23 protein-coding genes are annotated in these 26,460 nt (G+C 71.3%); 8 read left to right on the top strand and 15 right to left on the bottom strand.

All coding sequences use genetic code 11. The features are described 5' to 3' along the window. Window positions 1–48 precede the first annotated feature (48 nt). Window positions 49–945 (bottom strand): LysR family transcriptional regulator, encoded by an 897-nt coding sequence (locus KVT45_RS13060; RefSeq protein WP_217547113.1) that lies wholly within the window; start codon window positions 943–945, stop codon window positions 49–51. A gap of 107 nt (window positions 946–1,052) precedes the next feature. Between KVT45_RS13060 and KVT45_RS13055 the strand changes: the two genes are divergently transcribed. Next, on the top strand, window positions 1,053–1,955 hold the full coding sequence (locus KVT45_RS13055) for an alpha/beta fold hydrolase (protein ID WP_217547112.1): 903 nt from the start codon (window positions 1,053–1,055) through the stop codon (window positions 1,953–1,955). Here KVT45_RS13055 and KVT45_RS13050 read toward each other — a convergent pair. Genes KVT45_RS13050 through KVT45_RS13025 form a run of 6 tightly spaced genes read right to left on the bottom strand, consistent with a single transcriptional unit; the run spans window position 1,940 to window position 9,418 of the window. Next, window positions 1,940–3,793 carry a prolyl oligopeptidase family serine peptidase gene (locus KVT45_RS13050; RefSeq protein ID WP_217547110.1) on the bottom strand — a complete coding sequence of 618 codons (1,854 nt, stop codon included), beginning with the start codon at window positions 3,791–3,793 and terminating at the stop codon, window positions 1,940–1,942. The two genes, KVT45_RS13055 and KVT45_RS13050, sit on opposite strands and share 16 nt — an antisense overlap. Beyond that, window positions 3,790–4,803 carry an ABC transporter ATP-binding protein gene (locus KVT45_RS13045; RefSeq protein ID WP_217547108.1) on the bottom strand — a complete coding sequence of 338 codons (1,014 nt, stop codon included), beginning with the start codon at window positions 4,801–4,803 and terminating at the stop codon, window positions 3,790–3,792. The genes KVT45_RS13050 and KVT45_RS13045 overlap by 4 nt, the downstream gene beginning before the upstream one ends. Further along, a complete protein-coding gene (locus KVT45_RS13040; protein ID WP_217547106.1) occupies window positions 4,800–5,813 on the bottom strand; it encodes an ABC transporter ATP-binding protein in 1,014 nt (337 codons plus the stop codon). The genes KVT45_RS13045 and KVT45_RS13040 overlap by 4 nt, the downstream gene beginning before the upstream one ends. Further along, window positions 5,813–6,709: an ABC transporter permease gene (locus KVT45_RS13035; protein ID WP_217547105.1), complete on the bottom strand. Its 897-nt coding sequence runs from the start codon at window positions 6,707–6,709 to the stop codon at window positions 5,813–5,815. The genes KVT45_RS13040 and KVT45_RS13035 overlap by 1 nt, the downstream gene beginning before the upstream one ends. Beyond that, the gene (locus KVT45_RS13030) at window positions 6,706–7,674 is read right to left on the bottom strand and encodes an ABC transporter permease (protein ID WP_217547103.1); all 969 of its coding nucleotides are present in this window, start codon (window positions 7,672–7,674) and stop codon (window positions 6,706–6,708) included. The genes KVT45_RS13035 and KVT45_RS13030 overlap by 4 nt, the downstream gene beginning before the upstream one ends. 31 nt (window positions 7,675–7,705) lie before the next feature. Then, a complete protein-coding gene (locus tag KVT45_RS13025; protein WP_217547101.1) occupies window positions 7,706–9,418 on the bottom strand; it encodes an ABC transporter substrate-binding protein in 1,713 nt (570 codons plus the stop codon). Between the two features lie 172 nt (window positions 9,419–9,590). Between KVT45_RS13025 and KVT45_RS13020 the strand changes: the two genes are divergently transcribed. Beyond that, window positions 9,591–10,322 carry a TetR/AcrR family transcriptional regulator gene (locus KVT45_RS13020; RefSeq protein WP_217547099.1) on the top strand — a complete coding sequence of 244 codons (732 nt, stop codon included), beginning with the start codon at window positions 9,591–9,593 and terminating at the stop codon, window positions 10,320–10,322. Window positions 10,323–10,336: 14 nt separating this feature from the next. Here KVT45_RS13020 and KVT45_RS13015 read toward each other — a convergent pair whose 3' ends face one another. The 3 genes from KVT45_RS13015 to KVT45_RS13005 all read right to left on the bottom strand — a co-directional run bounded on the left by KVT45_RS13015 (window position 10,337) and on the right by KVT45_RS13005 (window position 14,643). Beyond that, complete coding sequence (locus tag KVT45_RS13015; protein WP_217547098.1) at window positions 10,337–11,455, bottom strand: M20/M25/M40 family metallo-hydrolase; 1,119 nt, start codon at window positions 11,453–11,455, stop codon at window positions 10,337–10,339. Window positions 11,456–11,680: 225 nt separating this feature from the next. Then, window positions 11,681–13,801 carry a glycosyltransferase family 39 protein gene (locus KVT45_RS13010; RefSeq protein ID WP_217547096.1) on the bottom strand — a complete coding sequence of 707 codons (2,121 nt, stop codon included), beginning with the start codon at window positions 13,799–13,801 and terminating at the stop codon, window positions 11,681–11,683. After that, window positions 13,798–14,643 carry a dolichyl-phosphate beta-glucosyltransferase gene (locus tag KVT45_RS13005; protein ID WP_217547095.1) on the bottom strand — a complete coding sequence of 282 codons (846 nt, stop codon included), beginning with the start codon at window positions 14,641–14,643 and terminating at the stop codon, window positions 13,798–13,800. Before KVT45_RS13005 ends, KVT45_RS13010 begins: the two co-directional genes overlap by 4 nt. A gap of 243 nt (window positions 14,644–14,886) precedes the next feature. Here KVT45_RS13005 and KVT45_RS13000 point away from each other — a divergent pair, with 243 nt between their 5' ends. From KVT45_RS13000 to KVT45_RS12990, 3 genes are read left to right on the top strand one after another with little or no spacing between them, the layout of a single operon-like run. After that, complete coding sequence (locus tag KVT45_RS13000) at window positions 14,887–16,017, top strand: ABC transporter ATP-binding protein (protein ID WP_217547093.1); 1,131 nt, start codon at window positions 14,887–14,889, stop codon at window positions 16,015–16,017. Next, entirely contained in the window at window positions 16,014–16,664 is a 651-nt protein-coding gene (locus tag KVT45_RS12995; RefSeq protein ID WP_217547091.1) for an ABC transporter permease, read from the top strand. The genes KVT45_RS13000 and KVT45_RS12995 overlap by 4 nt, the downstream gene beginning before the upstream one ends. Continuing rightward, window positions 16,661–17,326 carry an ABC transporter permease gene (locus KVT45_RS12990; RefSeq protein ID WP_217547089.1) on the top strand — a complete coding sequence of 222 codons (666 nt, stop codon included), beginning with the start codon at window positions 16,661–16,663 and terminating at the stop codon, window positions 17,324–17,326. The genes KVT45_RS12995 and KVT45_RS12990 overlap by 4 nt, the downstream gene beginning before the upstream one ends. Window positions 17,327–17,420: 94 nt before the next feature. Here KVT45_RS12990 and KVT45_RS12985 read toward each other — a convergent pair whose 3' ends face one another. From KVT45_RS12985 to KVT45_RS12970, 4 genes are read right to left on the bottom strand one after another with little or no spacing between them, the layout of a single operon-like run. Further along, complete coding sequence (locus tag KVT45_RS12985; RefSeq protein WP_217547088.1) at window positions 17,421–18,017, bottom strand: ATP/GTP-binding protein; 597 nt, start codon at window positions 18,015–18,017, stop codon at window positions 17,421–17,423. Beyond that, entirely contained in the window at window positions 18,004–18,420 is a 417-nt protein-coding gene (locus tag KVT45_RS12980) for a DUF742 domain-containing protein (protein ID WP_217547086.1), read from the bottom strand. The genes KVT45_RS12985 and KVT45_RS12980 overlap by 14 nt, the downstream gene beginning before the upstream one ends. A 51-nt stretch (window positions 18,421–18,471) precedes the next feature. Further along, the gene (locus KVT45_RS12975; RefSeq protein ID WP_089104678.1) at window positions 18,472–18,948 is read right to left on the bottom strand and encodes a roadblock/LC7 domain-containing protein; all 477 of its coding nucleotides are present in this window, start codon (window positions 18,946–18,948) and stop codon (window positions 18,472–18,474) included. Next, window positions 18,945–21,452 (bottom strand): ATP-binding protein, encoded by a 2,508-nt coding sequence (locus tag KVT45_RS12970; protein ID WP_217547084.1) that lies wholly within the window; start codon window positions 21,450–21,452, stop codon window positions 18,945–18,947. The genes KVT45_RS12975 and KVT45_RS12970 overlap by 4 nt, the downstream gene beginning before the upstream one ends. Before the next feature lie 358 nt (window positions 21,453–21,810). On the opposite strand from KVT45_RS12970, the gene KVT45_RS12965 reads away from it, so the two are divergent. The 3 genes from KVT45_RS12965 to KVT45_RS12955 all read left to right on the top strand — a co-directional run bounded on the left by KVT45_RS12965 (window position 21,811) and on the right by KVT45_RS12955 (window position 25,805). After that, on the top strand, window positions 21,811–22,773 hold the full coding sequence (locus tag KVT45_RS12965) for an ABC transporter substrate-binding protein (RefSeq protein WP_217547083.1): 963 nt from the start codon (window positions 21,811–21,813) through the stop codon (window positions 22,771–22,773). Between the two features lie 10 nt (window positions 22,774–22,783). After that, a complete protein-coding gene (locus KVT45_RS12960) occupies window positions 22,784–24,265 on the top strand; it encodes an aromatic amino acid lyase (protein WP_217547081.1) in 1,482 nt (493 codons plus the stop codon). Between the two features lie 169 nt (window positions 24,266–24,434). After that, window positions 24,435–25,805, top strand: a complete 1,371-nt coding sequence (locus KVT45_RS12955; RefSeq protein WP_217547079.1) for an MFS transporter — start codon at window positions 24,435–24,437, stop codon at window positions 25,803–25,805. Between the two features lie 40 nt (window positions 25,806–25,845). Here the strand turns inward: KVT45_RS12955 and KVT45_RS12950 are convergent, their stop codons facing one another. After that, on the bottom strand, window positions 25,846–26,301 hold the full coding sequence (locus KVT45_RS12950; protein ID WP_217547077.1) for a tellurite resistance TerB family protein: 456 nt from the start codon (window positions 26,299–26,301) through the stop codon (window positions 25,846–25,848). Window positions 26,302–26,460 lie beyond the last annotated feature (159 nt).

Here is a 26,460-nt window from a genome sequence, read left to right as displayed (position 1 = left end):
GGGGCGCGTCCAAGACCGGCTGCCCATGTGCCTTATAGGCAGCCCTTATCAGGGGGCCGTCTCCGGATCCTCCGCCAGTGCCGTGCGCAGGAACGCCTCCGCCGACGGGGTCGTCGCGCCGCGCCGGCTCACCAGCGTCACCCGCAGGCTCGTACGAGGCTCCAGGTCCAGCACCCGGACGCCCGCCTGCCCGGCCAGCTCCCGCCAGGCGTCGGTGACCACCGCGAGGCCCGCGCCCGCCAGGACCAGCGGCAGGATCGCCACCCGGTGCTCGGTCTCGACGGCGAGGGTCACCTCCACCCCCGCGGCGATCAGGCCGTCGACGTACCGGCGCATCCCGGTGCCCTGCTGCCCGACGATCAGCCGGTGCCCGGCGAGGTCCTTCCTGTCCACCACCGTCGTGTCGGGGGCGAAGGGGCCGTCCGGGGGCGCCAGCAGCACGAACCGCTGCTCCGGGAGGGGGTGGGTGCGGACATCCGCGTCGGGGAGCGCGTCAGGGGTGGCCAGCAGCCCCAGCTCCGCCACCCCCGTGCGCACCATCTCGGTCACGTCCCGGGGGGTGAACGCGGCCCGTACGGTCACCGACACACCTGGATGGGCCCGGTGGAAGCGGCTGATCATCCCGGTGAGCGGGGCGACGGCCTGGGACGGCATCGCCGCGATCTCCACCCGGCCGGTGCGAAGCCCGTGCACCGACTCCACGCTCGCCCGCGCCAGTTCCAGGCCGCGGACCGCGGCCCGGGCCGGCTCGATGAGCGCCGAACCGGCCTCGGTGAGGACGACCCGGCGGCCGATCCGGTGGAACAGGTCGCTGCCCAGGTCCCGCTCCAGGGCCCGGATCGCCTGGGAGAGCGAGGGCTGGGAGAGGTAGAGCGCGGTCGCCGCCCGGTTGAAACTGCCGTGGTCGACCACCGCGAGGAAGTACTCCAGCTGCCGGACGTCCATGGTGCCGCCTTCCCGCGCCCGCTCCTGTCCGCCGATAGGCCGCGCCTATATGCATTGTCGGCCACGGGTCTTGGACGGGCCCGCCAGGGCCCTGCTGGGATCGGGCCATGAAGAGTCTGCTGCCTGCCTCGTTCGCCCGGCACACCGTCGACGCGGACGGTGTCCGTATCAACACCCTCGTGGGCGGGGACGGGCCGCCGGTCCTGCTGCTGCACGGCTACCCCCAGACCCATGCCATCTGGCACCTGGTGGCCCCGCGCCTGGCCGAGACCCACACCGTGGTCCTCACCGACCTGCGCGGCTACGGCGACAGCGACAAGCCGCCGTCGGACGCCGGGCACACCCCGTACGCCAAGCGGGCCATGGCACGCGATCAGCTGCTCGTGATGCGGGAGTTGGGCTTCGAGCGGTTCGCGGTGGTCGGCCACGACCGGGGCGGCCGGGTCGCCCACCGCCTGGCGCTCGACCATCCGCGGGCGGTCTCCGCCCTTGCGGTCCTGGACATCGTGCCGACCCGGCACGCCTACCAGCACGCCGACGCCGACTTCGGGCGCGGCTACTACCACTGGTTCTTCCTGACCGCGGGCAACGGCATCCCCGAGCACCTGATCGGCGGCGACCCGGAGTTCTGGATCCGGGCCCGCATGGGCGCCCGGCACCACGGCGGCACCCCCTTCGACCCGGACGCCCAGGCCGAGTACGTGCGCTGCTTCTCCGACCCGGCGGCGATCCACGCCTCCTGCGAGGACTACCGCGCGGCCGGCTCGGTCGACCTCGTCCACGACGAGCAGGACGCGGCGGCCGGACGCCGGCTCACCCAGCCGCTGCTGGCGCTCTGGGGCGAGCACAGCTTCGTCGGCCGCCACTACGACGTACCGGCCGTCTGGTCCGAGTACGCCGACGACGTCCGGGGCGCCGCGCTGCCCTGCGACCACTACGTCCCCGAGGAGGCCCCGGAGGCGACCCTCGGCCACCTCCGGTCCTTCCTCGCGGCTCACAACACGCCCTGACTCCAAGGCTGTTGGGCCAGGGCGGCCCGGACGAGACCGAGCATCCTGGACTGCTCGGCCAGCGCCTTGACCCGCCCGGTCGTCTCGTGACCGCCGCTGTACCAGTCGACGACCACGTCCCCGCCGGCCGCGCGCAGCGCCTCCTCGTAGCGGCGCACCTGCTTGGGCGGGGTACGGGTGTCGTGCGTGGCCTGGTTGATCCAGACCGGCGCGACGACATCGGCCACGTAGGTGATGGGTGACGCCCGCACGAAGCGTTCCAGGCCTTCCTCCGGCTTCGCGCCGAAGAACGACGACCAGGCCGCGCGCAGCGCCGGGTTCATGTCCTCGTACCCCGTAAGCCAGTCCGCCATCGGTACGTGCGCCAGCGCGCCGGCGAACAGTCCGGGCAGCCGTCCCACGGACAGCAACGACAGGAAACCGCCGTACGAGGCGCCCGTGACGAAGACCTTGCCGGGGTCGGCGACGCCCTCGGTGACCAGCCAGCGGACCGCCGCCTCGATGTCCTCCAGTTCGCGGTCGCCGATCGCCGGCATGAACCCCTCGCGGAAGCGCCGCCCGAAGGTGACCGAACCCCGGTAGTTCAGCGAGGCGTAGGCCACGCCGTTGTCCAGCCAGGCCTGGGCGGCGGGGTCGTAGCCGTCGACCGACACCATGTTGGGGCCGCCGTGCAGGTGCAGGACCAGGGGGCCGGGACCCGTGGTCCTGCGCGGTCGGGCCCACCACAGTTGGACGTGGGTGCCGTCTGTCGAGCGGACCTGGTTCGACGTGAACGGCACGCCGTCCAGGTCGAGTTGAGGGAACAGCACGGGGATGGGCGCCGAGTCCGGGCCGGTGGCGTGCAGCACGCGCAGGGGTGAGTCCGAGCGCTGGTGCAGGAGGCGCACGGTGCTGCCGGGGCCGTAGTGCGAGGCCCACAGGTGGAGGTGGGCGTTCGCCACGTCCGGCTCGAAGTACGCGCCCGGCGGATGGTCGAGCGGCCGGAGCGTGCCCGACTCCAGGTCGGCCTCCATGACCCGGTGGATCCCGGCGTCCACGTGCACGGCCAGGATCCGGGTGGCGTCGTCGGACCAGTCCAGCGGGACAAGGTCGCCCTGCAGCTGCGGGGCGTCGATGTCGATCCGGGTACCGCGCGTGGGATGCCAGACGCAGGGACGGGCGAAGCCGGTGCGCTCGGTGGCGACCAGGATCCGGTCGTCGCCCGGGACGGGGGAGTACCGCACACCGCGCACGGGTGCGTCGGGACCGTCGGTGAGGCGGTCGAGCACCTCGCCCGTGGCGGTGTCGACGACGGTGACCGCGAATCTGCGGACGCCGGGATTGTGGTCGGTGGTGTCGACGGAGGCGCGGGTGCCGTCGGTCGAGACGAGACCGTTCCACGCCTCGTGCGGCGAGCGGAACAGCAGCTCGGGTTCGGCGGAACCGTCCGTGCTCAGCAGCCACAGGCTGAAGCCGTCCTCCGCCGCGCACGTGATCACGGCCCGGTCCGCCCGCCCCGCCACGTCGATGCCGCGCAGGATGTACGGCGGCAGGTCCGGGGTGAGATCGCGGCTGTTGTCGTCGTCCAGTCCGGTCGCGTGCACATGGCCGACCTCGGAGCCGTTGTCGTCGTGCAGCGCCAGGATCTGCTCGCCGTCGGAGGAGAGTACGGCCTGCACGAGGTCGCCCGAGGTCACCTCGCTCAGCGGCCGGACCGTGCCGCGCCCGGCTTCCCACAGCGACAGCCGGGGACCGTCCTCGCTCTCCACGACGATCAGGGACCGGTCGCCCGGTCCGCGCCCGCGGCGGACTGCATGGGGCCGGTCGGCGGTGAAGAACCGCTGCCAGTTGCTGGTCATGGTGTGGTGACCTCCTCGGGTCGGTCCGGGGTTGCCGGGGGCGGGTCGTCGGGGAAGTGACAGGCGGTCAGCAGTCCGTCGCCCTGCTCCACGAGGGCGGGCGCGGTCTCGGCGCACACGTCCTGCGCCTTCCAGCAGCGGGTGCGGAACCGGCAGCCGGACGGCGGGGCCAGCGGGCTGGGCAGATCGCCGTCCAGGACGATCCGCCGCCGCGCCCGCTGGAGGCGCGGATCGGGGATGGGCACGGCGGACAGCAGGGCCTGGGTGTAGGGGTGGCGCGGCCGGGTGAACAGCGTGTCCACCGGCCCCTGTTCGACGATCCGCCCGAGGTACATGACCGCGACCCGGTCGCTGATCTGCCGGACCACCGAAAGGTCGTGCGCGACGAACAGATAGGTGAGGCCCAGCTCCTGCTGGAGGTCCTCCAGCAGGTTGATCACCCCGGCCTGCACGCTGACGTCCAGCGCGCTGACCGGCTCGTCGAGGACCAGCACCTCCGGTTCGACAGCGAGCGCGCGGGCGATGCCGATCCGCTGCCGCTGACCGCCGGAGAACTGGTGCGGATGCCGGTGGGCGTGCCCGGGGTCCAGACCCACCAACTCCAGCAGTTCCCGCACCCGTTCGCTCTCCCGGCCCCGGTGCAGACCGTGGATCCGCAGCGGCTCCGCGAGCGCCGCGTGCACGGTGAGCTTCGGGTTCAGGGAGGCGTACGGGTCCTGGAACACGAACTGGATCCGACGGCGTACGGCCGCCAGCTCCCGCCGCCCGGCCGCCGTCACGTCCGTGTCGAACAGCATGATCCGCCCGGCGGCCGGGTCGGTCAGCCGGACCAGGCAGCGGCCCAGGGTGCTCTTGCCGCAGCCGGTCTCGCCGACCAGGCCCAGCGTGGTGCCGCGCGGGATGACCAGGTCGACCCCGGAGACGGCCCGGACGGTCTGCGCGTGCCGTCCGCGCCGGCCGGTGGTGTACTCGGCCACCAGCCCCTCGACGGTCAGTGCCGGTGCGGTCATGGCGTCACGCTCGCGATCTCGTGCGCCCGCACGCAGGCGGCCGTGTGGCCCTCGCCGACCGGGACCGGCCGTGGGCTCTCGGCACACCGTTCGTCGGCGTGCGGGCAGCGGTTCTGGAAGGGACAGCCGGGAGGCCGCTCGTTCGGCGAGGGCAGCTGGCCGGCGATCTGGGCCAGCCGCCGGGTGCTGCGGTCGATCCTCGGCAGCGCGGCGAGCAGACCGCGCGTGTAGGGGTGGGCCGGCTCGTAGAAGAGGGGTTCGACCGGGGCCTCCTCCATCTTCCGCCCGCAGTACAGGACCAGGACGCGGTCGGCGAGGCCGGCCACCACCCCCAGGTCGTGGGTGATCAGCAGGATCGCGGACTTCGTACGCTCCTGGACGCGCGCCAGGACGTCGAGGACCTGGGCCTGGACGGTCACGTCGAGGGCGGTGGTCGGCTCGTCGGCGATGAGGACGTCCGGTTCGTTGGCGATACCGGTGGCGATCATCACGCGCTGGCGCATGCCGCCCGACAGCTCGTGCGGGTACTGGCCCGCCCGCGTCCGGGCATCGGGGATGCCGACCAGGTCGAGCAGGTCCACGGCCCGTTCCCGCAGGGCGGCGCGGGAGACGGACGGGTCGTGCACGCTCACCGCCTCGGCGAGCTGGGCGCCCACCGTCATCATCGGGTTCAGCGCGGCCAGCGCGTCCTGGAAGACCATGGCGATACGCCGGCCGCGTACGGCACGCAGCTCCCGGTCGGACAGGGGCAGCAGCTCCCGGCCGCGGAACCGCACCGAGCCCGAGGCCGTGGCGTTGCGCGGCAGCAGCCCCATCAACGCCAGCGAGGCGGCGCTCTTCCCGGAGCCGGACTCGCCGACGATGGACAGCGTCTCCCCGGCGTGCAGGTCGAAGGAGAGCCGGTCGAGGGCGGCCACCGGACCGGCGTCGGTGCGGTAGGTGACGCTCAGATCGCGGACCGACAGCAGCGGGGCCGCCGCCTGGCCGGTGTCTTCGGTGACGGGTCCCATCACTGCCTGCCTTGGGGGTCGAGCGCGTCGCGCAGCCCGTCGCCGAGGAAGTTCACGGCGAGCACGGTGACGAGGATCGCCAGGCCGGGGACGTACAGGAGATAGGCCTGTGAGGTGCCGATCAGCCCGGCGGCCTGGGTGAGCATGTTGCCCCAGCTCGACTGGGGCGGCTGGACGCCGTAGCCGAGGAAGCTGACGGTGGATTCGAGGATGATCGCCGTGGCCACCGACAGGGACACGTTGACCACGATCAGCCCCGTCAGATTGGGCAGCAGATGCCGTACGACGATCCGCGGGCCGGAGGCGCCGATGACCCGGGCCGCCTCCACGAACTCCTGGTGGCGCAGCTGGATCACCCGGGCCCGGACGACCCGGGCGATCAGGGTCCAGCCCAGGCCGCTCAGCACCACCACGATGGTCAGCGGCGAGGGGCCGAGCCCTTGCAGGGACACCGCCAAGACGGCTACCGGGGGCACGATCAGGAACAGGTCGGCCACCCGCATGATCACCTCGTCGGGCCAGCCGCCGAGATACCCGGCCACCGCGCCCGCCGCCGTCCCCACCAGGGTGGCCAGCAGGGCGACGCCCAGCCCGATGGCCAGGGAGAGCTGACCGGCGTAGAACATCTCGCTGAGGTAGTCGCGGCCGAGGGAGTCGGTGCCCAACCAGTGGGCGCCGGACGGCGGTTGGGAGGCGGCCAGGAGGTTCTGGGCGTTGTGCGGGTAGGGCGCGATCCAGGCGGCACCGAAGCAGCAGACCGCCAGCAGGACCAGCACGATCAGCGAGGCGACCGCGAGCCGGTGGCGCAGGAAGCGGGACAGGACGACACGGGCGGTGTGCGGGTCGCCGGAGATGACGGGCGGCGGGGGCGCCAGGAGCGTGGTGGGCTGGGTCATCGCAGGGCCACCCGGGGATCGAGGAGGGCGTAGGACAGGTCGGCCAGCAGGTTGAAGAGGATGACGGCGACGGCCACGACGAGCATCCAGGGCAGCAGGACGAAGACGTCCCCGGTCTCCAGCGAGGCGAGGAACAGCTTGCCCATGCCGGGGATCGAGAAGATCTGCTCGGTCACCACGAGCCCGCCGACCAGGGCGGCGGCGTCCATGGCGACGACGGTGACGAAGGGCGCGAGCGCGTTGCGCAGGGCGTGCCGCAGCAGGATGCGGCGGCGGGGGACGCCCTTGGCCCGGGCGGTGCGGACGTAGTCGCTGGACAGCGCCTCCAGGAGGGTGGCGCGGCCGAACCGGGACCAGGACGCGACGAGCCCGACGGTGAGCGTGATCACGGGCAGCACCAGATGGCGCAGGTAGTCGAGGTCGAGTCCGCTGTGGCCGACGGAGTGCAGTCCCACGAAGTACAGCGGGGGGTCGGGCAGGCCGAACTGCTGCTTCGGCCAGACGGCGAGCACCTGGATGAGGACCAGGCCGAACCAGAACGCCGGCATGGCGACACCGAGATAGGACAGGCCCGTCAGCACGTGGTCGCCCACGGTGTACTGGCGGGCCGCCGAGTACAGACCGATCGCCAGCGCCAGGACGACGGCGAGGGCGACACCCCACAGGATCAGCTGGAGCGTGGTGCCGAGGGCGTCGCCGACCATCGGCAGCACGGCCCCGCCGGTCCGGGTGCTGATGCCCCAGTCGCCCTGGACGAAGCCCTTGACCCAGAGCCAGTACTGCTCGGGCAGGCTGCGGTCGAGCCCGAGGCGGACCGTCTCCCGGTGCAGGGCCGTGGGGTCGACCGACTGGCGCAGCTTCGCCAGCGGGTCGAAGGTCGCCCGCACCGCCCAGAACAGGATGAACGAGGCGACGCAGACCACGGGCACCGAGGCGAGCAGGCGGCGCAGGGCGTATCGGGTCATGGCAGACCCCTGCGGGGTGGGCGGACCGGTGTCATTTCGTCAGGCCCCATTCCGCGAGGTTCCACCAGGGGCCCTCCACCGGGTTGATGGAGAGCGGTCCGCCGACGCGTGCGCCGGTGACCAGGATGTTCGGGACGGCGGCCAGCGGCAGCGAGGGGACGTCGTCGGCGATGAGCTTCTCCGCCTTGTGCGACTCCGTGATCCGGGCGCTGTCGTCCAGTTCGGTGTCCACCCGCTCCAGGACCGGATCCAGGCCCGGGACGCGGATGCGCATGAAGTTGATGCCGGACTGGCCGTTGGCGGCGCTCGGGATGGCCGTGCTGCTGAACGTGGCGGACAGGGTGGGGTTGGGGAAGGAGTCGGTGAGGTTCCACAGGCCCAGCTGGAAGTCGCCGGCGGGGGCGAGCTTGCCGAAGATGTTCGCGGGCGTGGAGTTCTTGATCGTCACCCGGAACCCGGCCTTGCCGAGCTGGGCCTGGAGGATCTGTTCGGTCAGCTCACGGCTCTGGTTGCCGGCGAGGGAGGTGACGGCGAACGCGGCCTCCTTGCCGTTCTTCGCCCAGTACCCGCTCCCGTTCTTCGTCCACCCGTCCGCCTTCATCAGCTGTGCCGCCTTGGCCGCGTCGGGCTGGTAGCCGGAGAAGTCCGTGGACGCGTAACGGGAGACCAGCGGCGACAGGAAGCTCTGCGCGGGAGCGGTGACGCCGTAGGAGCCGAACAGGCGCTTGACGATGGCCTCGCGGTCGACCGAGTAGGCGAAGGCCTTGCGTACGGCGGCCGAGTCGAAGGGGAACTTCGCGTTGTTGAGCCACAGGGCCTGGAGGTTGCCGGTCTGCGACTGCACCTGCATACGGGCCGCGCTGCCCAGGGTCTTGATCTGGTCGACGGTGGTGAGCTGCGGGGTGGGGTAGAGGGCGTCGAAGGTTCCGCCGGCGAAGGCCTGGACGGCCGCCGAGGTGTCCGAGGCGAACTGGAAGGTGACCTTGTCCAGGTGCGGTTTGGGGCCCCAGTAGCGGGAGTTGGGGACGAGGGTGACGGAGACCCCCTTCTTCCAGGACGCGATCTTCCAGGGGCCGCCGCTGAAGCTGTAGCCGTCCTTCATGACGGCGTCGCGGTCCTTGCCCTGGAGGAGATGGGACGGCAGTACCCCGTAGCCGGCGCCGAAGAGCTGCTTCCAGTTGCCGTAGGGGGACTTGAGGGTGACGACGGCGGTGGTGGGGTCGGGGGTGGCGATCGACGCGATGCGGTCGTAGCCGCTCTTGTCGAAGATCGCCTTGCCGTCGCGGACCTGGAGGGCGGTGTACTTCAGGTCGGCGGAGGTGATCGGCTTTCCGTCGGACCAGACGGCCTTCGGGTTGAGCCGGTAGGTGATCTGCTGCTGGTTCCCGACCAGTTTCGTGGTCGGTTCGGACGCCATCAGGTTCGAGGGGACCGGTGTCCAGTTTCCGCCCTTGAGGCGGACGTCGAAGACCTGCGGGACGGTCTGGGTCTGCATCATGTACGTGCCCCAGATGGAGGCGCCGCAGGTGCCGATCCAGTCGGCGCAGTCGGGCTCCTGCTCGGCTCCGATGACGAGGCTGCCGCCCTGTCTGACCGGCAGGTTCGTGCCGGTGTCCGACTGGGGGGAGGCGGCCTGGGAGGTGCATGCGGTGGCGGTCAGCGCCAGTGCGGTGAGGAGTGCGCCGGCCGCCGGGAGTCTGGCCGGGAACCGGCCCTGAACGGTCGCTGTGAGCGGTTGAGGCATGGCTGGAAACCTTCCGTGGCGAAGCCGTGGGCTCATCGTAGGGAGCCGCACAAGACTTAGCAATGGAGATAGGCTAGTAACTATGCGTTTGCATTGCCCAGGTGTGTGGATAACGTTTCGGTGCAGGCGATAGGGTCGCGACGGCGGCCCGGAAGCCGAGGGAAGGAAGACCATGAGTGGTGCGCGCGCGGGCGACGGCAAGGCAGCTGATGCGAGCGGGACCGGGGGGCGGCGGCGGCTGGCGCGGGACACCCTCAGCCGGCGGGTGATCCTGGACGCGGCGGAGAAGGTCGCCTCCCGGGACGGTCTGGAGGCGTTCACCTTCCAGGCCCTGGCCAAGGAGCTGCACGCCCACCCGACCTCGCTCTACCGGCACTTCCGCGACAAGGACGAGCTGATCCTGGAGCTCATCGACGACCTGCGGGCGCGGTCCTACGGCGGACAGCTGAAGGCCACCGACTCCTGGCGTGACGACCTGCGCACGCAGGCCCGGTACATCCACGAGCACTACCTGCGGTATCCCGTGTTCGCCTGGCAGATGGCGGCGCGTACGACGCGCCGGCCGACCGAGTTCGCCAACGTGGAGTTCGCCCTCGACTGCCTGTACCGGGCCGGCCTCGACGACGAGGAGGCGGTGGCGTTCGTCCGGGTCTTCGGGAATGTCATCCGCTCGCTGTCCGCCATGGAGGCCGGACTCCAGGCGCTCGACCCCGACTCCCGCGACCGGGACACCCTGGCCTGGGAGCTGGAGTACCGCCGGCTTCCGGCGGACACCTACCCGCGGATCGCCGGTCTGACGGCCCCGCTCGCGGCGATCGGCGATCCCCGGATCTTCGACAACGCGATCGACATGCTGCTGGACTCGGTGGCGGCCCGGGTGCGGGACAGGGCGACGGAGGCGTGACCGGGGTGCCGGTGTCAGGGCGCCCGATCGGCGAGCAGACCGGCGACGAGGGACGTACGGTCCCGGACGGAGGTCAGGTCCACCCACTCGTGGCGGGCGTGCGCGCCGCCGCCGTCCGGGCCCAGGCCGTCCAGGGTGGGCACCCCCAGGCTCGCGGTGATGTTGCCGTCCGAGCCGCCGCCGACGCCGGTCTCCGTGACCGGGGTGAGTCCCAGCCGCTCGGCAACCGCCCGGGCGGAGTCCAGCAGGCCGACGGACATCCCGCGTTCCAACGGGCCGCGGTTGACGCTGCCCTGGAAGGCGAGTTCGGCGCCGGGCTCCCGTGGGCGCAGCGCCCGCAGTTCCCGTTCCACCCGCTCCAGTTCCGCGCGCTCCCAGGCCCGCACGTCGACGTCCACGAACGCCTGCTCGGGAACGGTGTTGGTGGTGGTGCCGGCGCCGCCCACCGTGGGTGTGACGGTGGTCCCGCGGTCCCGGTCGGCCAGCTCGCTGATCGTCAGCACCTGATGGGCCAGCTCGATCAGCGCGTTGACGCCGTTGTGCGGTTCCAGGCCGGCGTGCGCGGCCCGGCCGCTGACGCCGAGGCGGTACTGCGCGACGCCCTTGCGCGCGGTCTTGAGCGCGCCGCCCTCGCTCGGTTCGAGCACCAGGACCGCGCCGCAGGCCGCCGCGGCCTCCTCGACGAGGGCGCGTGAGGTGGCCGACCCCTGCTCCTCGTCACCGGACACCACCATGCTGACGTGGGAGACGTCCCCCGCCAGCGCGAGTGCCTCGAAGGCGAGGACGAGGCCGGCCTTCATGTCGAAGACCCCGGGGCCGGTCGCGCGCGTTCCCGTCACGGCGAACGGGATCTCCGCCAGGGTGCCGAGCGGCCACACCGTGTCGGCGTGCCCGAGCAGCAGGACCCGATGGCTGTTCGGTACGGCGGGATCGGCGCCGCGCCAGTACAGATGCGGCACCCCGCCGGAGACGACCCGTCGCGGGCGGCCCAGCGCGCTGCCCGCCCAGCTTTCGAGCAGGTCGTAGGCGTCGTTCAGCCCTCGGTCCTCGCCCGACGGCGTCTCGATGCCCACCAGTTGCCCCAGTCGCCGGGTGAAGCGCTCGGGGGGTGTGGAGCCGGAACTGAAGGACAAGACAGCTCCCTTTCGATCGATGACGGTCCCGTCGGCCGCGGGCCACCGGGAGCATCACCATGCTCGTAGTCTAGAAGATAGTCAATATGCGTTGCTATCTTGGGTGCGTACAACGGAAAACATCTCGGGCCCGGCATGACACCGCCCTCCGGGGCATGTCATGCCGGGCCCGAGGCCGGCGACCTTCTCGGCAGGACCGCCGAGAAGACAACGGGGAGGAGGGGATCAGCCGACGTCGGACGCGTCCAGGCGGTACAGGCCGCTGTACGCGCTCACCGCCGTGCCGAGCTTCTTCACCCAGGTCGCGATCTCCGAGTTCGTGCCCTGGCCGCCGTCGCTGCTGACCACGATGTAGTGCAGCTTGCCCGCCTTCACCAGGCTCTTGAGCTTGGCGAGGGTCATCGCGTCGTCGCTGCCGGACCAGCCGCCCATGGAGATGACGGGCTGACCGGACTCCAGGATGATCGAGGAGGCCGTCTGGTCGGTGGCCACCGCGACCAGCCAGGTGGCGCCGTCCTGGTGCTTCTCGAGGTACGTGATCATCGCGGAGCTGACCTGGGTGCCACCGCCCATGCCTCCGCCGGTACCACCGGACTCCGACTGGCTGCTGGAGCTGGAGCCGGCATCGGTGGTTCCGGTTCCGGTCGGCGGCTGCCCCATGGACTGTCCGCTGGAGCTGCTGGAGCTGCTGGAGCTGCTGGAGCTGCTGGAGCTGCTGGAGCTGCTGGAGCTGCCGGAACCGCTGGGGGCGGTCCCGCTCGGCGCGCTGCCGCTCGGGCGCTGGCCACCTCCGCCGCCCAAACCGCCCATGCCGCCACCGGTGTTCGGCCCGGCCGTCGGGTTGGTGCCGTTGGTGCTCGCGGTCGTGGCCGCCGAGACGGAGTAGGCGGCCGGGCCGGCCAGCAGGGCGACGACCGCCGCCACCGCCGCGAGGCCCATCAGCTTCTGCCGCCGCATGAACCGCCCGACCAGCAGCCCGGCCACCGCCAGCGCACCGCCCAGTGCGGCCACCACCTCGGCGACCGTGTACACCGTGCCGGAGCCGGAGACCCGCTGGAGCAGGACGACCGCCCACACCGTGCTGGCGGCGACGGCCACCGGAAGCACCCAGCCCCACTTGGCGGCCGAGCCGTCCCGGAAGGCCTGGTAGAGCATCACCCCGCCCGCGCCGGCCAGGGCGGCGATCCCCGGCGCCATGGCGGTGACGTAGTACGGGTGGAAGGTGCCCTCGGCGAGGGAGAAGGTCAGGAAGTGCAGGACGAACCAGCCGCCCCACAGCAGCAGCGCGGCCCGCCTGGCATCGGTGCGCGGCGCCCGGCCGCGCAGCACCAGGCCGCCGGCGAGGACGATCGCGGCGAACGGGATCAGCCAGGAGATCTGGCCGCCCATGATGTCGTTGAACATCCGGTACAGGCCCGAACTGCCGCCGAAGCTGGCGCCGTTGCCCGCCGAGCCCACCGAGGAACTCGCCCCGAAGATCCGGCCGAAGCCGTTGTAGCCGATGACCAGGTCCCACACGGTGTTGTCGGTGGAGCCGCCGATGTAGGGCCGCGAGGAGGCCGGGATCAGGTCGACGATCACCATCCACCAGGCGCTGCTCACGACCAACGCGACCGTGGCGACGGCGAGGTTGCGGATGCGCCGGCCCAGCGACGCGTTCGCGGCCCACAGATAGACCAGGAAGAACGCGGGCAGCACGACGTACGCCTGCATCATCTTGGTGTTGAAGGCGAACCCGATCGCGACCGCCGACCAGACCAGCGGCATGAGCCTGCCCGTTCGCACCGCCTTCAGCAGCGCGGCCGCGCCGAGCAGCATCAGGAAGACCAGGACCGGGTCGGGGTTGGTGTCCCGGTTGATGGCGACGGTGATCGGCGTCAGCGTCAGCACCAGTGCGGCGATCGTGCCCGCGACGACCCCGAAGTCCCGCTTGACCAGCCGGTACAGCAGGGCGACCGAGCCGACTCCGACGGTGACCATCGGCAGCATCAACTGCCAGGTGCCGTACCCGAAGACGCGGGCGGACAGGCCCATCACCCACAGGGCGAAGGGGGGCTTGTCGACGGTGATGAAGCTGCCGGCGTCGAGGGCGCCGAAGAAGAACGCCTTCCAGCTCTTGGTGCCTGAGTAGACCGCCGCGTCGTAGAAGCTGTTGCCGGTGACGGAGGTGAGGTTCCAGGCGTACAGGGCGGTGGCCAGGAGCAGGATCGCCCACAGGGCCGGGCGGGCCCAGCGCGGGTCCTCGGGGGCGCCCGTGAACAGCCTTCTGACACGCGAGACCGGCGGGGTGGCGGCCCGGTGCCGGCCGTCCTGGACCGGGGTGGGCGGCGGGGCGAGGGTCGTCATGACGCGTACTCCATGGGCTCGGCGGCGGTGGCTGCCCCGGTGGGCAGGGCCGTGACGTTCTGGGGGACGGTGGTGCGGCGGGGTACGGCGTGGACGCGGGTGCGGCCGGTGACGGTGGCCCGGAACATGCGGGCCATGCCCTTGAGGTCGTCGACGGCGGTACGGACGATGTCGACCCGGCTGTCGGGGTCGTCGACCCAGTCGACCGGGACCTCGTGCACGCGCAGCCCGTTGCGCTGGGCGAGCACGAGGAGTTCGGTGTCGAAGAACCAGGCGGTGTCCTCGATGTGCGGGGCGAGGACGCGGAACACCTCGGTGCGCACGGCCTTGAAGCCGCACTGCGCGTCCGAGAAGCGGGCGCCGAGGCCTGCCTTGAGGAGCAGGTTGTAGGTGCGCGAGATGAACTCCCGCTTCGGGCCGCGGACCACGGCCGACTGCCGGTGCAGCCGGCTGCCGACGGCGAGGTCGCTGTGCCCGGACAGGAGCGGGGCGACCAGGGGCAGGAAGCCTTCGAGCCCCGTAGACAGGTCGACGTCCATGTAGGCGACGACGTCGGCGGTGGAGCGGCTCCACACGTGCTTCAGTGCGCGGCCCCGGCCCTTCTCCTCCAGCCGCCGTGCGTGGACGTGCGGCAGGCGCAGGGTCAGGTCGGTCGCCACCGTCCAGGTGGCGTCCGTGCTCGCGTTGTCCGCGATCGTGATGCGGAACGGGAACGGGAAGGAGTCTTCGAGGTATGCGTGGAGACGGCCGATGCTGCCGGCGAGGACGTGCGCCTCGTTGTACACCGGCACCACGATCTCGACCGACCGGCGCCGGACGCCTCCCGCGTTCGTTTCGTTCATGACCATGACGATCGGGGCGCTGTCTGGGGCGGTCGTGAGGCTTCACTGAGCGAGGAATGAGAATCAGGGAACTCACAGGTCGCGCACAGCGGACGACGGCCAGGTCACAAACTGAAGAGGATCAGTCAGCCGCCAAAGTGCTGAAACACTTCCGGTCTAGACTCTCTCCGCAACGGCCTGCGCCACGGCGACCGTGGTCGATAACTGGGCACTTTCTGCCAAACCCGAAGGGCATTCGGCGTTTTGATACGGATAGATTCAGTCACCAAGCGGTACCCGGACGGTACGGTCGCCGTCGACCGGCTCTCCCTGGAGATACCGGATCGCTCGATCACCGTCTTCGTCGGTCCTTCGGGCTGTGGCAAGACGACGACCCTTCGGATGATCAACCGGATGGTGGAGCCCAGCGAGGGCCGCATCCTCCTCGACGGCGCCGACATCCAGGCACAGCCGGTCAACACCCTGCGCCGGTCGATGGGTTACGTCATCCAGAACGCCGGTCTCTTCCAGCACCGCACCATCATCGACAACATCGCCACCGTGCCCCGGCTGCTCGGCTGGAGCAAGCAGCGGGCGCGGTCCCGGGCGGCCGAGCTGATGGAGCGGGTGGGGCTCGACTCCGCGCTCGCCAAGCGCTACCCGTACCAGCTCTCCGGCGGCCAGCAGCAGCGCGTCGGCGTGGCCCGGGCGCTCGCCGCCGACCCGCCGGTGCTGCTGATGGACGAGCCGTTCTCCGCCGTCGACCCCGTGGTCCGCAAGGGACTCCAGGACGAACTCCTGCGTATCCAGGAGGAGTTGGGCAAGACCATCGTCTTCGTCACCCATGACATCGACGAGGCGATCAAGCTCGGCACGATGGTCGCCGTGATGCGCACCGGCGGCCATCTCGCGCAGTTCGCCCCGCCCGCCGAACTGCTCACCGACCCCGCGGACGCCTTCGTCGAGGACTTCCTCGGCGCCGACCGGGGCATCCGGCGGCTGTCCTTCTTCCCGTCCGCGGACCTTGAGCTGCAGACCGCCCCGATCGTCGCGATCGACGCCGACGCCGGCAGGCTCGCCGCGCGTACCTCGGCCGACGCCCCCTATCTCCTCGTGACGGACCTGGACGGCAGGCCGCTCGGCTGGGGCGAGCCGCGGGCCCTCACCGCCGGCTCGATCCGGCCGGAGCAACTGGTGTCCTACGGGCGGCCCTTCGTGCCCGGCAAGGACTCGCTGCGCGCCGCCCTCGACGGTTCCGTTCTCTCGCCGACCGGCTGGGCCGTGGCCGTGGACGGCGAGGGACGCGCGGTCGGCGTCGTCTCCCAGCAGGTCATCGGCGCAGCGATCCGCACCGCCCACGCCGAGGGCCGCGACGACGCGAAGGTCGGGGGATGAGCGGCTTCTTCGACATCCCGAGCGACCTCCAGAACACCTACTTCGGGCTGATCGGCCTCCACCTCCGCGAGGCCCTCATCCCGGTCCTGGCCGGTCTGCTGGTGTCCCTGCCCATCGCCCAGCTCTGCGTGCGCTTCCGCTGGCTGTACCCGCCGGTGCTGGGCGTGACCACGATCCTGTACGCCATCCCCTCCCTGGCCTTCTTCGTCGTCCTCATCGACTACACCGGCCAGACCGAGACGACCGTGATGATCCCGCTCGCGGTGTACAGCCTGGTGGTCCTGGTCCCGGCCATCGTGGACGGCGTCCGCTCGGTTCCGGCGGAGACCCTTGCCGCCGCGACCGCGATGGGCCTCGGCCCCGTACGCCGTTACTTCCAGGTCCAGTTGCCGATCGCCATCCCCGCGATCATCGCGGGCCTGCGCGTCGCCACCGTCTCCAGCATCTCCCTGGTCAGCGTCGGCATGCTGATCGGCAACCAGGGCGCCCTCGGCAACCTGCTCAACGACGCGAACCTCTACCACCGTCCCGCACTGGCGGTGAACTCGGTCGTGACCACAGCCGTGCTGGCCATCCTGGCCGACGCCGTCCTCGTCCTCGTACGCCGTGTGCTGACGCCCTGGATGCCGAAGGAGAGCACCCGGTGAACGTCCTGAACTACGTCCACGCCTTCTTCAGCGACAGCTCCCACTGGCACGGCTACGACGGCATCCCCACCCGGCTGTGGGAGCACATCCAGTACTCCCTGGAGGCCCTCGCCTACGCCGCCCTCATCGGCCTGCCCATCGGCCTGATCACCGGCCACTACGGCCGCGGCGGCAACACCCTCGCGCTGATCGCCACGGCCGGCCGGGCGCTGCCCAGCTTCGGCCTGCTGGTCCTGATGTTCATCTGGCTCGGCTTCGGCATGCTGCCGGTGATGATCCCACTGGTGATCCTCGCCGTACCGCCGGTCCTGGTCACGACGTACGAGGCGATGCGCTCGGTCGACCCGTCCCCGGTGGACGCGGCGCGGGGCATGGGAATGCCGGAGGCACGTGTCCTCTTCCAGGTCGAACTCCCGGTGGCCCTCCCGCTGATCCTCAGCGGCCTGCGCTCGGCGGCCATCCAGATCGTCTCGACGGCGACGATCGCGGCGTACGTCAGCCTGGGCGGCCTGGGCCGCTACATCATCGACGGCCTCTACCAGAAGAACTACGAGAAGGTCGTGGGCGGCGCCACGCTGGTGGCGGCGATGGCCCTGGCCACGCTGGGGATTTTCTGGGCCATAGCCCGATTGACGGTTTCTCCTGGAGTACGGAGGGGATAACGCGCCCCTCAGGGGCGCGGGACTGTATCGATATGCGGCTCCGCCGCGTGGGCGCGATCAGCCCCACGCGGCGGACAGTTCCCCACCCACCGCACTACCCCCCACTACGCGCCAGCGCCAGTTCCAGCACAACAAGCAGCGCATCCCGCACAGAACCCCGTTCACGCGCATCGAAGACGACCAGCGGCGTCCCCTCGGCAACGTCCAGCGCCCACCGAACCTCGTCCAGCGTGTGTTCGACGCGGCCGTCGAACGCGTTGATCGCGACGGCGAACGGAATCCCCTTGTGCTCGAAGTAGTCGACCGCGGCGTAGCAGTCGTCGAGGCGACGCGTGTCAACGATGACCAGCCCGCCGAGCGCGCCCTCCACGATGTCGTCCCACATGAATCCGAAGCGTTCCTGCCCGGGCGTGCCGAACAGATACAGCTTCAGCGTCGGGTCGATGGTGATGCAGCCGAAGTCCATGGCGACGGTCGTGGTCGTCTTGCGCGGGGTGAGCGAGAGGTCGTCCACACCCGCCGCGACCTCGGTGATCGACGCCTCGGTGGTCAGTGGCTCGATCTCCGAGATCGAGCCGACGGCGGTGGTCTTGCCCACGCCAAAACCGCCCGCGATGACCATCTTCACCGGCAGCGGCGGCCGTACGGCCGTACGCCCGGTGCCCCGGGTCAGCGAGTCAGTCGGTGTCACGGAGTACCCCTCGGGAGTCGGGGATGGCCCGCAGGCCATCGATAACCCTGCGCAGGACGGACGAGTCGTGGGTGGCCTCGAAGTCGGGCACGTGCACCGTCAGCTGCCCGGCCTCGCGCAGGTCTTCGGCCAGCACCCGGACCACGTTCAGGTGCAGCCGCAGCCGGGCCGCCAGTTCCGCGAGCGACTGCGGAATCCGGCACGCGGCGACGATGTCGTGCTGCTCGAAGGAGAGCCGGTCCAGCACGGCGAGCCCGGCGACGGTGGCCACCACCTGGGTCTCGACGGGCATCGCCGGTCCGGAGGCGCTGTCCGCCACCCGGCCGGCGGTGACCAGGAACGGCCGTACGGCGGGGGCGGGGCCGACCGGGTCAGGGCCCGGGGGCGGGGTGCCGTCCGCCATGGCTGTGTCTTCCTCTCTCGGCCTTCTCGGCTTGCCGACCGGCGGTGCCGGTCAGCGTGTCTGTGGGACGCCGACGCTGTTCTTCAGCTCCAGGACGAGCTGCGGACTGAGCGCCGCACCCGCGCGGTTGGCGAACAGCGTCATCTCGTAGGCGATGTTGCCGAGCTTGGCCTCCTTGTCGGCGACCACGCCGAGTACGGCGCCGCTGCCGATCGCGGAGACGATGACATGGCCGCCCTCCAGGTCGATGATGACCTTGTTGAGGCCGCCCAGGCCGTAGTTGCCGGAGGCGCCGGCGGCCAGGCTGGTGATGCCGGAGACGATCGCGGCCAGTCGTTCGGAATGGGCGCGCTCGCGCAGTTCCGACACCGCGATCAGCAGACCGTCGGAGGACACGGCGATCGCGTCGACCACGCCTGCGGTCTCGGTGGCGAAGCGGTTCAGCAGCCAGGTGAAGTCGGCTGCGGCCGCCTGCAGGTCGGTCGGCGTGATGCCGCCCGTCGGGGTGTCACCTGTCGACGTGCTCACTGCTCGGCTCCTTCCGGAAGGTGGTTCTGGTCCTGCGGGGGGTGCGTGGGGTCGATGTGCGGCCGTACGGGCCGCTGGTGGCTTCCGGTGTCGCCCTCGCGCCGGGCGCGCTCCACCGCCGCCTCGAACTCGTCCAGCGCGTCGCGCTCGGCCTCGGCGTCGCGGGTGCGCGGTGCCTGGGCGAGGCTCTGGGCGGCGCCGACGGTGGTACGGAGGGTCGCGCCGCGTACCCGGCGACGCAGCGGGCGGGTCCCGTCGGCGTCGTCGGGGTCGGCCGGGGGCTCGCCGGAGCGCGCGGCCGGGATCAGCGGGGCCTGCGGCGCCGCGGGCTCGGCGGCCGGATCGCGGCGCGGCAGCCGGCGGGGGAGCAGGCTCTCCGGCTCGGCGGCGGCCGGAATCGTGACGGCGGCGGTCGGGCCGGTCGCCTCGGCCGGCGCCACCGGTGTCGCCGGTTTCGTCAGGGCAGCCGGTGTCGTGGGTGCCGTCGGCTCCGCCGGTTCCGCCGGTTCCGCGGCGAACGGGGTGCCGGAGGTGTCCGCCACCGCGCTCATCGTCAGCAACAGCCTGGAGGGCAGCGTCACTTCGGCGGTGACACCGCCGCCCGGGGTCCGGGTCAGCTCGACGACGATCTCCCAGCGCCGGGCCAGCGCACCCACCACGAAGAGGCCGAGCACCTTGGTCGGCACCAGGTCGAGGCGCTCACGGCGGATCAGCCGGGCGTTCTCCTCGGCCAGCCGCTCGGCGCTCATGCCGAGGCCGTGGTCGGTGACGACGATGTGCGCGCCCACGTCGCTGGAGCGGACGGTCACCTCGACGGGGCTGCCGGCCGGCGAGAACGACACCGCGTTCTCCAGGAGTTCGGCCACCATCAGCGTGAGGTCGCCGATGATGTCCGGCTCGATCATGGCGTCCGTGCCGGCGTACAGCCGTACCCGCTGGTAGCCCTCGATCTGGCCGAGCGCGGCCCGGACCACGTTGGACACCGGGGTCGGGCCCGAGGCCAGCACGGTCTCGCGGATGCCGGCCAGCAGCATCAGGCTGTCGGCGTTGCGGCGCAGGCGGACGGCGATGTGGTCGATGGAGTAGAGGCGTTCGAGGAGGGCCGGGTCGGTCTCGGCACGCTCCACCGCGTCGATGAAGGCGAGCTGGCGGGTGGTCAGGTTGCTGACGCGGCGCCCGACGTTGCCGAACATCTCGGCGGTGTTGCGGCGGCTGAGCACCTGGCGTTCGAGCAGGGCCGCGGCCGTGGTCTGCACCTGGTTGAAGGCCTCGGCCAGGTCACCGATCTCGTCGCGGGCGGTGACCGGCATGTCCCGCAGCCGGGGCGGGCCTGAGTCCTCGGCATCGTCGTCGGCGACGCGGGCGAGTTCGCGGCCCGCCACCTCGGCGACCTCGTGCGCGACCCCGGTCAGGGCCTGCACCGGGCGGATCACCGAGCGGCGGACCAGCGCCGCGAGGGTGATCCAGAGGACGAAGCCGAGCAGCGCGCCGCCCAGCAGCAGAACCGCCCGCTGCTCGGCGGCGCGGTCGGCGGCGTCGGCGCGGTCGGCGATCTGGCCGATGAGTGAGGCGGTGATGGTCAGCCGGGCGGTGGCCTGGTCGTGGTAGGCCGGGTAGTCGGAGAGCGCGTCCTTGACGGCCCGCCGGATCTGGTCCTGGTTGCCGGACTCCAGCTGGGCCGGGTCGATCTGCAACTCTGCGAAGGACTGGGCGATGGTGGTCTGGGCCTTGGTGTGCTCGACATCGGCCAGCTGCCGGGCCTGGCCCTCGGTGGCGAACCGGGTGAACCGGTCGGCCTGGTGCTCGAAGAGGTCGTAGGCGCCGACCGCGTTGGTGAACTCGATCAGGGCGTTGGTGTCGCCGGTGGTCGCCGCGAGCACGTTGGTCTCGAAGGCGCCGTGGGCGGCGTCCGCGCGCAGCAGCGAGTCCAGCAGGTTGCCGGTGAAAGTGGAGGCGAGGTTGGTGTCGCGGTCCAGACCGAGGCCGTCGATCAGGTCGTTGGACGCGTTGGTGTAGGCCGGGTCGATGTTGTCGGCGGGCAGATAGGCCTGCTCGACGGACTCCCGCAGGCTGGACAGCCCCTCGACCTGCCGCAGGGCGGCCGCCTCGGTGTCCGGCAGTCGGTCGCCGAAGGCGTCACGGACCTTCGTGACCTGGGAGTTCACCGCCTTCTGGGCGGCACGGTAGCCGGCCGCCGAGGGGGTGGAGTAGCCGGACTCGTAGCGCGCGGAGAGCAGGATCGCCTGCTGGTGCTCCGCCTCGACCTTGTCCACCAGGCGTGCCACCTGCGTGCTGTCCCGGACCGTCTGCGCCGCGTCCTCCGCGCTGGTGGACTCCTGCACCAGGTCGGTGATGACGTACGCCAGCAGTACGGCGATGACGGCGAGCGGTACACCGACCAGCAGGTTGAGCTTGCGCCGGAAGGGCCAACGGTCGGCGAAACCCCTGATCCCGCCCCGAGCCTGGGCGGGCCGGACGGGCGCGTCCACCTGGTTCGTGGACACCGGGCCTCCTTCATGAGGGTGTCTGGTCTGGGGGGCGTCTTCACCCCGAGCTGCTGCGGAACGACACCGAGTAGCGGGCCCCGTGCACCGCTGTGACCGATATCAACTGCGGTGAGACTACAGCTTTCTTGAAGCTCGGTTCCGCTTGCTCTTTATCAAGAATCCGTTACAAAGAGACCGCTCTCCGTCCACAACTGGCCACGGATTGAAGCCAATCGGTGACCCGGAGACACTTGACTGACCGAGAACCGGCTGGATTGGATCGTCGGGAGTGGTTAGCAACAGCCCCGTGGCTCACAACCAGGCCCGCGTGGTTCGCAACACCCCCACCCTTCCCACAGCTCCCGGAACGGCAACCGTGACTTCCAACACCCTTCCCAGCAGGTCAATCCGGACATACCGAGGCGTGGCGGCCGTCGCGCTCGCCGCGACGACGGCCCTGCTGGCGGGCTGTTCCTCTTCCGACGACAGCAAGTCCGACCCGCTGTCGGGCAGCAAGGCGAGCGGGGACACCGTCGTCGTCGGCTCCAACAACTTCGCCGAGAGCACCCTGATCGCCGACATCTACGGCGAGGCGCTCAAGGCCAAGGGCGTCAAGGTCACTTACAAGCCGAACATCGGCAGCCGCGAGACCACCTACGGTCTGCTCAAGAACGGTTCGATCTCCGTTCTGCCCGAGTACAACGGCGCCCTGCTCGCCTACCTCGACCCCAAGGCGACCCCGAAGACCATCGAGGAGACCACGTCGGCCATCGAGGCCAAGCTGGACTCCAAGCTGACGCTGCTCGACCCGGCGGACGCGCAGGACAAGGACACGGTGACGGTCAACGCGGCCACGGCCGCCAAGTACAACCTCACCGAGAAGTCCTCCATAGCCGACCTCAAGAGCATCGCCAAGGACCTGGCCATCGGCGCCTCGCCGGAGTTCCAGACCCGCCAGCAGGGCCTGGTCGGCCTGAAGTCCGTGTACGGCCTGGAGTTCAAGTCCTTCAAGGCGCTGGACGCGGGCGGCGCGCTCACCGAGGCCGCCCTGAAGAAGAACGCGGTGCAGGCCGCCGACATCTTCAGCACGGACCCGACCATCACCAAGGAGAAGTTCGTCGTCCTCCAGGACCCGGAGAACCTCTTCGGCTTCGAGAACGTCCAGCCCCTGGTCTACAAGAGCGGCCTGAACAAGACGGCCACCGACGCCCTCAACGCCGTTTCCGCCAAGCTCGACACCGCGGCCCTGCTGGACCTGGACACCCAGGTGCAGTCGGACAACAAGGACCCGCTGGACGTCGCCCAGGCCTGGCTGAAGAAGGTCGGCCTCACCAGCTGACCGACCTGCCTTGGCCACCACCGACGTACCGAGACAGGTGCCCCCGCACCCGGATGTCGTGCTCGACGGCAACGGCCTCGGCCTGACCGGACTCGTCCGGCTCGCCGACGCCGTTGCCGGCCCTGTCGTACCGCCGGGGGCGCTCGACCGGGTCCGCCGGGCCCACGAGAGCGCCGACCGCCTCGCCGCACAGGGGCAGTGGTACGGCCGCGGCACCGGCGTGGGCGCCCACCGCTCCGTCACCGTCGACCCGACCGACGCGTCCGGCCACACCCTGCGCCTGCTGCGCAGCCACGCCGGCGGCGCCGGCCCGCTGCTGCCGGCCCGTCAGGCCCGTGCGCTGATGGCCGTCCGGGCCAACCAGCTGCTGGCCGCCGGCTCCGGCATCCACCCTTCCTTCGTCACGGCGCTGACCGCGGCCCTGCGCCTCGGCGTGCACCCCGCGATCAACGAGTACGGCGGTGTGGGTACCGGCGACCTCGCGGCCCTGGCGCAGACCGGCCTGACCCTGATCGGCGAACGCCCCTGGCTCACGACGTCCCCCGACGCCGAACTGCCCGCCCCGGTCGCCCTCCGCCCCGGCGACTCGCTCGCCCTCCTGAGCAGCAACGCCCTCGCCCTGGGCCGGGCCGCCCTGGCCTGCCACGACCTGGACGTAGTGCTGCGGGCCACCCACGCGGTGGCCGCCCTCTCCCTGGCCGCCGTCTCCGGCTCCCCGGAGGCCTACGCCCCCGAGGTGCACGCCCTGCGCCCCTACCCCGGCCCGGCCAGGGCGGCGGCGGAGGTCCGACGGCTCCTCGCGATGCCCGACCACCCGCTCACCACCGGCCGCCGCATCCAGGACCCCTACGGCTTCCGTGCCTTCCCCCAGGTCCACGGCGCGGCCCTGGAGTCCGCCGACAGGCTCCGCCACATCATCGAGACGGAGATCAACTGCCCCACGGAGAACCCCGTGCTGGCCCCCGACGGCAACGTCTACCACCACGGCGGCTTCTTCGCGGCCCCACTCGCCCTGGCCCTGGACGGCCTCGACCTGGCCCTCCTCCAGACCGCCCAGCTCTCCGCCGCCCGCCTCCAGGCCCTGACCCGCGCCGACCTCACGGGCCTGCCCGCCTTCCTGACCGCGGGCCCGGCGAGCAGCTCCGGCACGATGATCCTGGAGTACACCGCCAACTCGGCCCTCGCGGAGCTCCGTTCCAGCGCGGCCCCGGCATCGGCAGGCCACACCGTCCTCTCCCACGGCCTGGAGGAGGCGGCCACCTTCGCGGGCCAGTCGGCGAAACAGGCCGAACGGGCAGCGGAGGCGTACCGGGTGGTGCTGGCCTGCGAACTGGTGGCGGCGGTACGGGCGTTGCGGCTGGGCCCGCTGGAACCGACTGTCCCTGCCTTCAGAGTGGCGGCGGCAGCCCTGCCGGGAGACATGAAAGACCGCGCGCTGACGGGAGACGTGACGACAGCGATGGAGCTACTCCCACTGCTGGCCGACGTCTGAGCAGCCAACCTTCTTGGGGGCGCGGGGAACTGCGCGACCAGCCCCCACCCACCCGCAGCCAAAACTCAACGCGTGGAATTCCGTCACAAACACCGGGTTCGATGGAAGAAACCAACCGTCTCCCGACCGAAACCGTCGGCACCCGCGCAGCTCCCCGCACGCTGCCCCCATGAAATCCGCACCCACACAAGCCCCCACCACCCCGGCCCCCTACCCCTGGCGTTGGCCCGCCCTGGCCGCCCTGCTCCTCGCCGAGGCGATGAACCTCCTGGACGCGACGATCGTCCAGGTCGCCGCCCCCGCCGTGCACGCCGGCCTCGGCGGCTCCGTCTCCGACGTCCAGTGGTTCAGCACGGCGTACACCCTGTCGTTCGCGGTCCTCCTGATCACCGGCGGACGGCTCGGCGACATCGCGGGCCGCCGCCGGCTCTTCGTCCTCGGCGTCACCCTCTTCACCGCGGCCTCCGTCGCCTGCGCACTCGCACCGACGGCGGGCCTGCTGATCGCCTTCCGCGCGGTGCAGGGCGCGGCGGCGGCCGTGATCATTCCGCAGACCATCGGACTCATCAAGGCGATGTTCGAGGGCGACGAACTGTCCCGGGCGCTGGGCAGCATCGGTCCGGTGATGGGCCTCGCGGCCGTCTGCGGCCCGGTCCTCGGCGGCGTCCTCACCCACGCCGACCTGTTCGGCTCCTCCTGGCGGGCCGCCTTCCTGGTGAACGTCCCCGTGGCCGTGGTCGTCCTCGCCCTGTCCCCGAAGCTCCTGGAGAACCGCGCCCCGCACCGCCCCGTCCTCGACTGGCCGGGCACGGCACTCGCGGCGACCGGCACGGGCCTGCTGGTCTACCCCCTGATCGGCACGGACCTCGCCGAACTCCCGCCGCGTGACTGGGCGTTGCTGGCGCTCGGCCTGCTCGCCCTGGCCGCCTTCGCACTGCACCAGCGCCGCACGACCGCGCCCCTTCTGGAACTGAGCCTCTTCACCCACCGGGGCTTCCCGTTCGCCCTCGCCACCTCGACGACGTTCTTCGCGGTGACCAACGGCCTGCTGACCGTGGTCGTCCTCCAGCTCCAACTGCAGGCGGGCCAGGGCGTACTGGCGGCAGGGCTGAGCCTCACGCCGTGGTCGATCGGCCTGGCGGTGTCGTCCTGGCTGTCGGGCCGCCGCGGTGCCCGGCGCGGCATGATGCCGTACGGCCTGGCCCTGGTGCTCATGGGCCTGACGGCCGCCGCGGCCGTGTACGCCACCACGGCCGGCACCGCCCCCACCCACTACCCCTGGCCGCTCCTGCCCGTGCTGGCCCTGGTCGGACTGGGCGCGGGCCTGTTCACCCCCGCCTTCTTCACGCTGGCCCTGCGGCCGCTGCGCCCCCAGGAGGTCGGCTCGGCGGCGGGTGCGCTGAACGCCGTACAGCAACTGGGGGCGACGCTGGGAGTGGCGGTCCTGGGCAGTACTTGTCTGGACGGCTCGGCGGCGGCGGCCTGCGCCGTGGCCGCCGCCCTCACCGCACTCTGCTGGGCCACGAGCCGGCGGATGTGAGCCGCCCCCGGTCCCGCCGCCCCCGTCCCGTCGGCGCCGGTCAGAGGTCGAACTCGTGCGGCGGCAGGTCGAGGGTGTAGCAGGCCTCGCGGACCACGGCCTGCTCGGTCTTGTCGAAGTCGCCGTCCGCGCCGCCGATCACGATGCCGATCTGGATGACGGCACGCGCCTCGGCCGGCTTCTTCTTCGCCTTGGCGACCTCCTGGAGCACGCTCACCTTGCCGAAGGCGAAGTCGGTGGTCAGCTTGTTCAGGTTCTCCTCGAAGCGGCGGCGCAGGTCGTCCGCCGGGAAGTTCTGCAACACCTCGTTGGTCGAGATGAGCTGGGCGACCCGCTGGCGCTCGGCCGGATCGATGGTGCCGTCGGCGGCGGCCACGAGCGCGCACATCGCCATGCTCGCGTCGCGGAACGCACCGCTCTTCAGGTCGTTCTTCTTCGCCACGAGCTGGGTCTGCATCTGCGTCGCGGAATCCTTGATGCGGTCCCACAGGGCCATGCGCACTCACTCCTCGGTCGGTAAGAGCTTTGCTTGCCGAAAAATTACTTCTACAACACCGTAGAAACTTGCGCGGCGGCCGATAAGTTCCCTCGTCCTAAACTGTCCCTCCGACCCGCGACGGGTCGCTTCGACGCGGTGGACAGGAGGACGACGACG

It is taken from the genome of Streptomyces sp. GbtcB6, assembly GCF_019091475.1.
Lineage (GTDB): Bacteria > Actinomycetota > Actinomycetes > Streptomycetales > Streptomycetaceae > Streptomyces > Streptomyces hyaluromycini.
This window is presented reverse-complemented; position numbering and strand designations above follow the sequence as displayed.

Excerpts from the sequence above, each read along its gene's own strand:
- KVT45_RS13055 (WP_217547112.1), top strand. The coding sequence starts at position 1,053 with ATGAAGAGTCTGCTGCCTGCCTCGTTCGCCCGGCACACCGTCGACGCG.
- KVT45_RS13020 (WP_217547099.1), top strand. The coding sequence starts at position 9,591 with ATGAGTGGTGCGCGCGCGGGCGACGGCAAGGCAGCTGATGCGAGCGGG.
- KVT45_RS13030 (WP_217547103.1), bottom strand. The coding sequence starts at position 7,674 with ATGACCCGATACGCCCTGCGCCGCCTGCTCGCCTCGGTGCCCGTGGTC.
- KVT45_RS13025 (WP_217547101.1), bottom strand. The coding sequence starts at position 9,418 with ATGCCTCAACCGCTCACAGCGACCGTTCAGGGCCGGTTCCCGGCCAGA.
- KVT45_RS12955 (WP_217547079.1), top strand. The coding sequence starts at position 24,435 with ATGAAATCCGCACCCACACAAGCCCCCACCACCCCGGCCCCCTACCCC.
- KVT45_RS12980 (WP_217547086.1), bottom strand. The coding sequence starts at position 18,420 with ATGGCGGACGGCACCCCGCCCCCGGGCCCTGACCCGGTCGGCCCCGCC.
- KVT45_RS13005 (WP_217547095.1), bottom strand. The coding sequence starts at position 14,643 with ATGAACGAAACGAACGCGGGAGGCGTCCGGCGCCGGTCGGTCGAGATC.
- KVT45_RS13060 (WP_217547113.1), bottom strand. The coding sequence starts at position 945 with ATGGACGTCCGGCAGCTGGAGTACTTCCTCGCGGTGGTCGACCACGGC.
- KVT45_RS12995 (WP_217547091.1), top strand. The coding sequence starts at position 16,014 with ATGAGCGGCTTCTTCGACATCCCGAGCGACCTCCAGAACACCTACTTC.
- KVT45_RS13050 (WP_217547110.1), bottom strand. The coding sequence starts at position 3,793 with ATGACCAGCAACTGGCAGCGGTTCTTCACCGCCGACCGGCCCCATGCA.
- KVT45_RS13045 (WP_217547108.1), bottom strand. The coding sequence starts at position 4,803 with ATGACCGCACCGGCACTGACCGTCGAGGGGCTGGTGGCCGAGTACACC.
- KVT45_RS12950 (WP_217547077.1), bottom strand. The coding sequence starts at position 26,301 with ATGGCCCTGTGGGACCGCATCAAGGATTCCGCGACGCAGATGCAGACC.
- KVT45_RS13040 (WP_217547106.1), bottom strand. The coding sequence starts at position 5,813 with ATGGGACCCGTCACCGAAGACACCGGCCAGGCGGCGGCCCCGCTGCTG.
- KVT45_RS13035 (WP_217547105.1), bottom strand. The coding sequence starts at position 6,709 with ATGACCCAGCCCACCACGCTCCTGGCGCCCCCGCCGCCCGTCATCTCC.
- KVT45_RS13010 (WP_217547096.1), bottom strand. The coding sequence starts at position 13,801 with ATGACGACCCTCGCCCCGCCGCCCACCCCGGTCCAGGACGGCCGGCAC.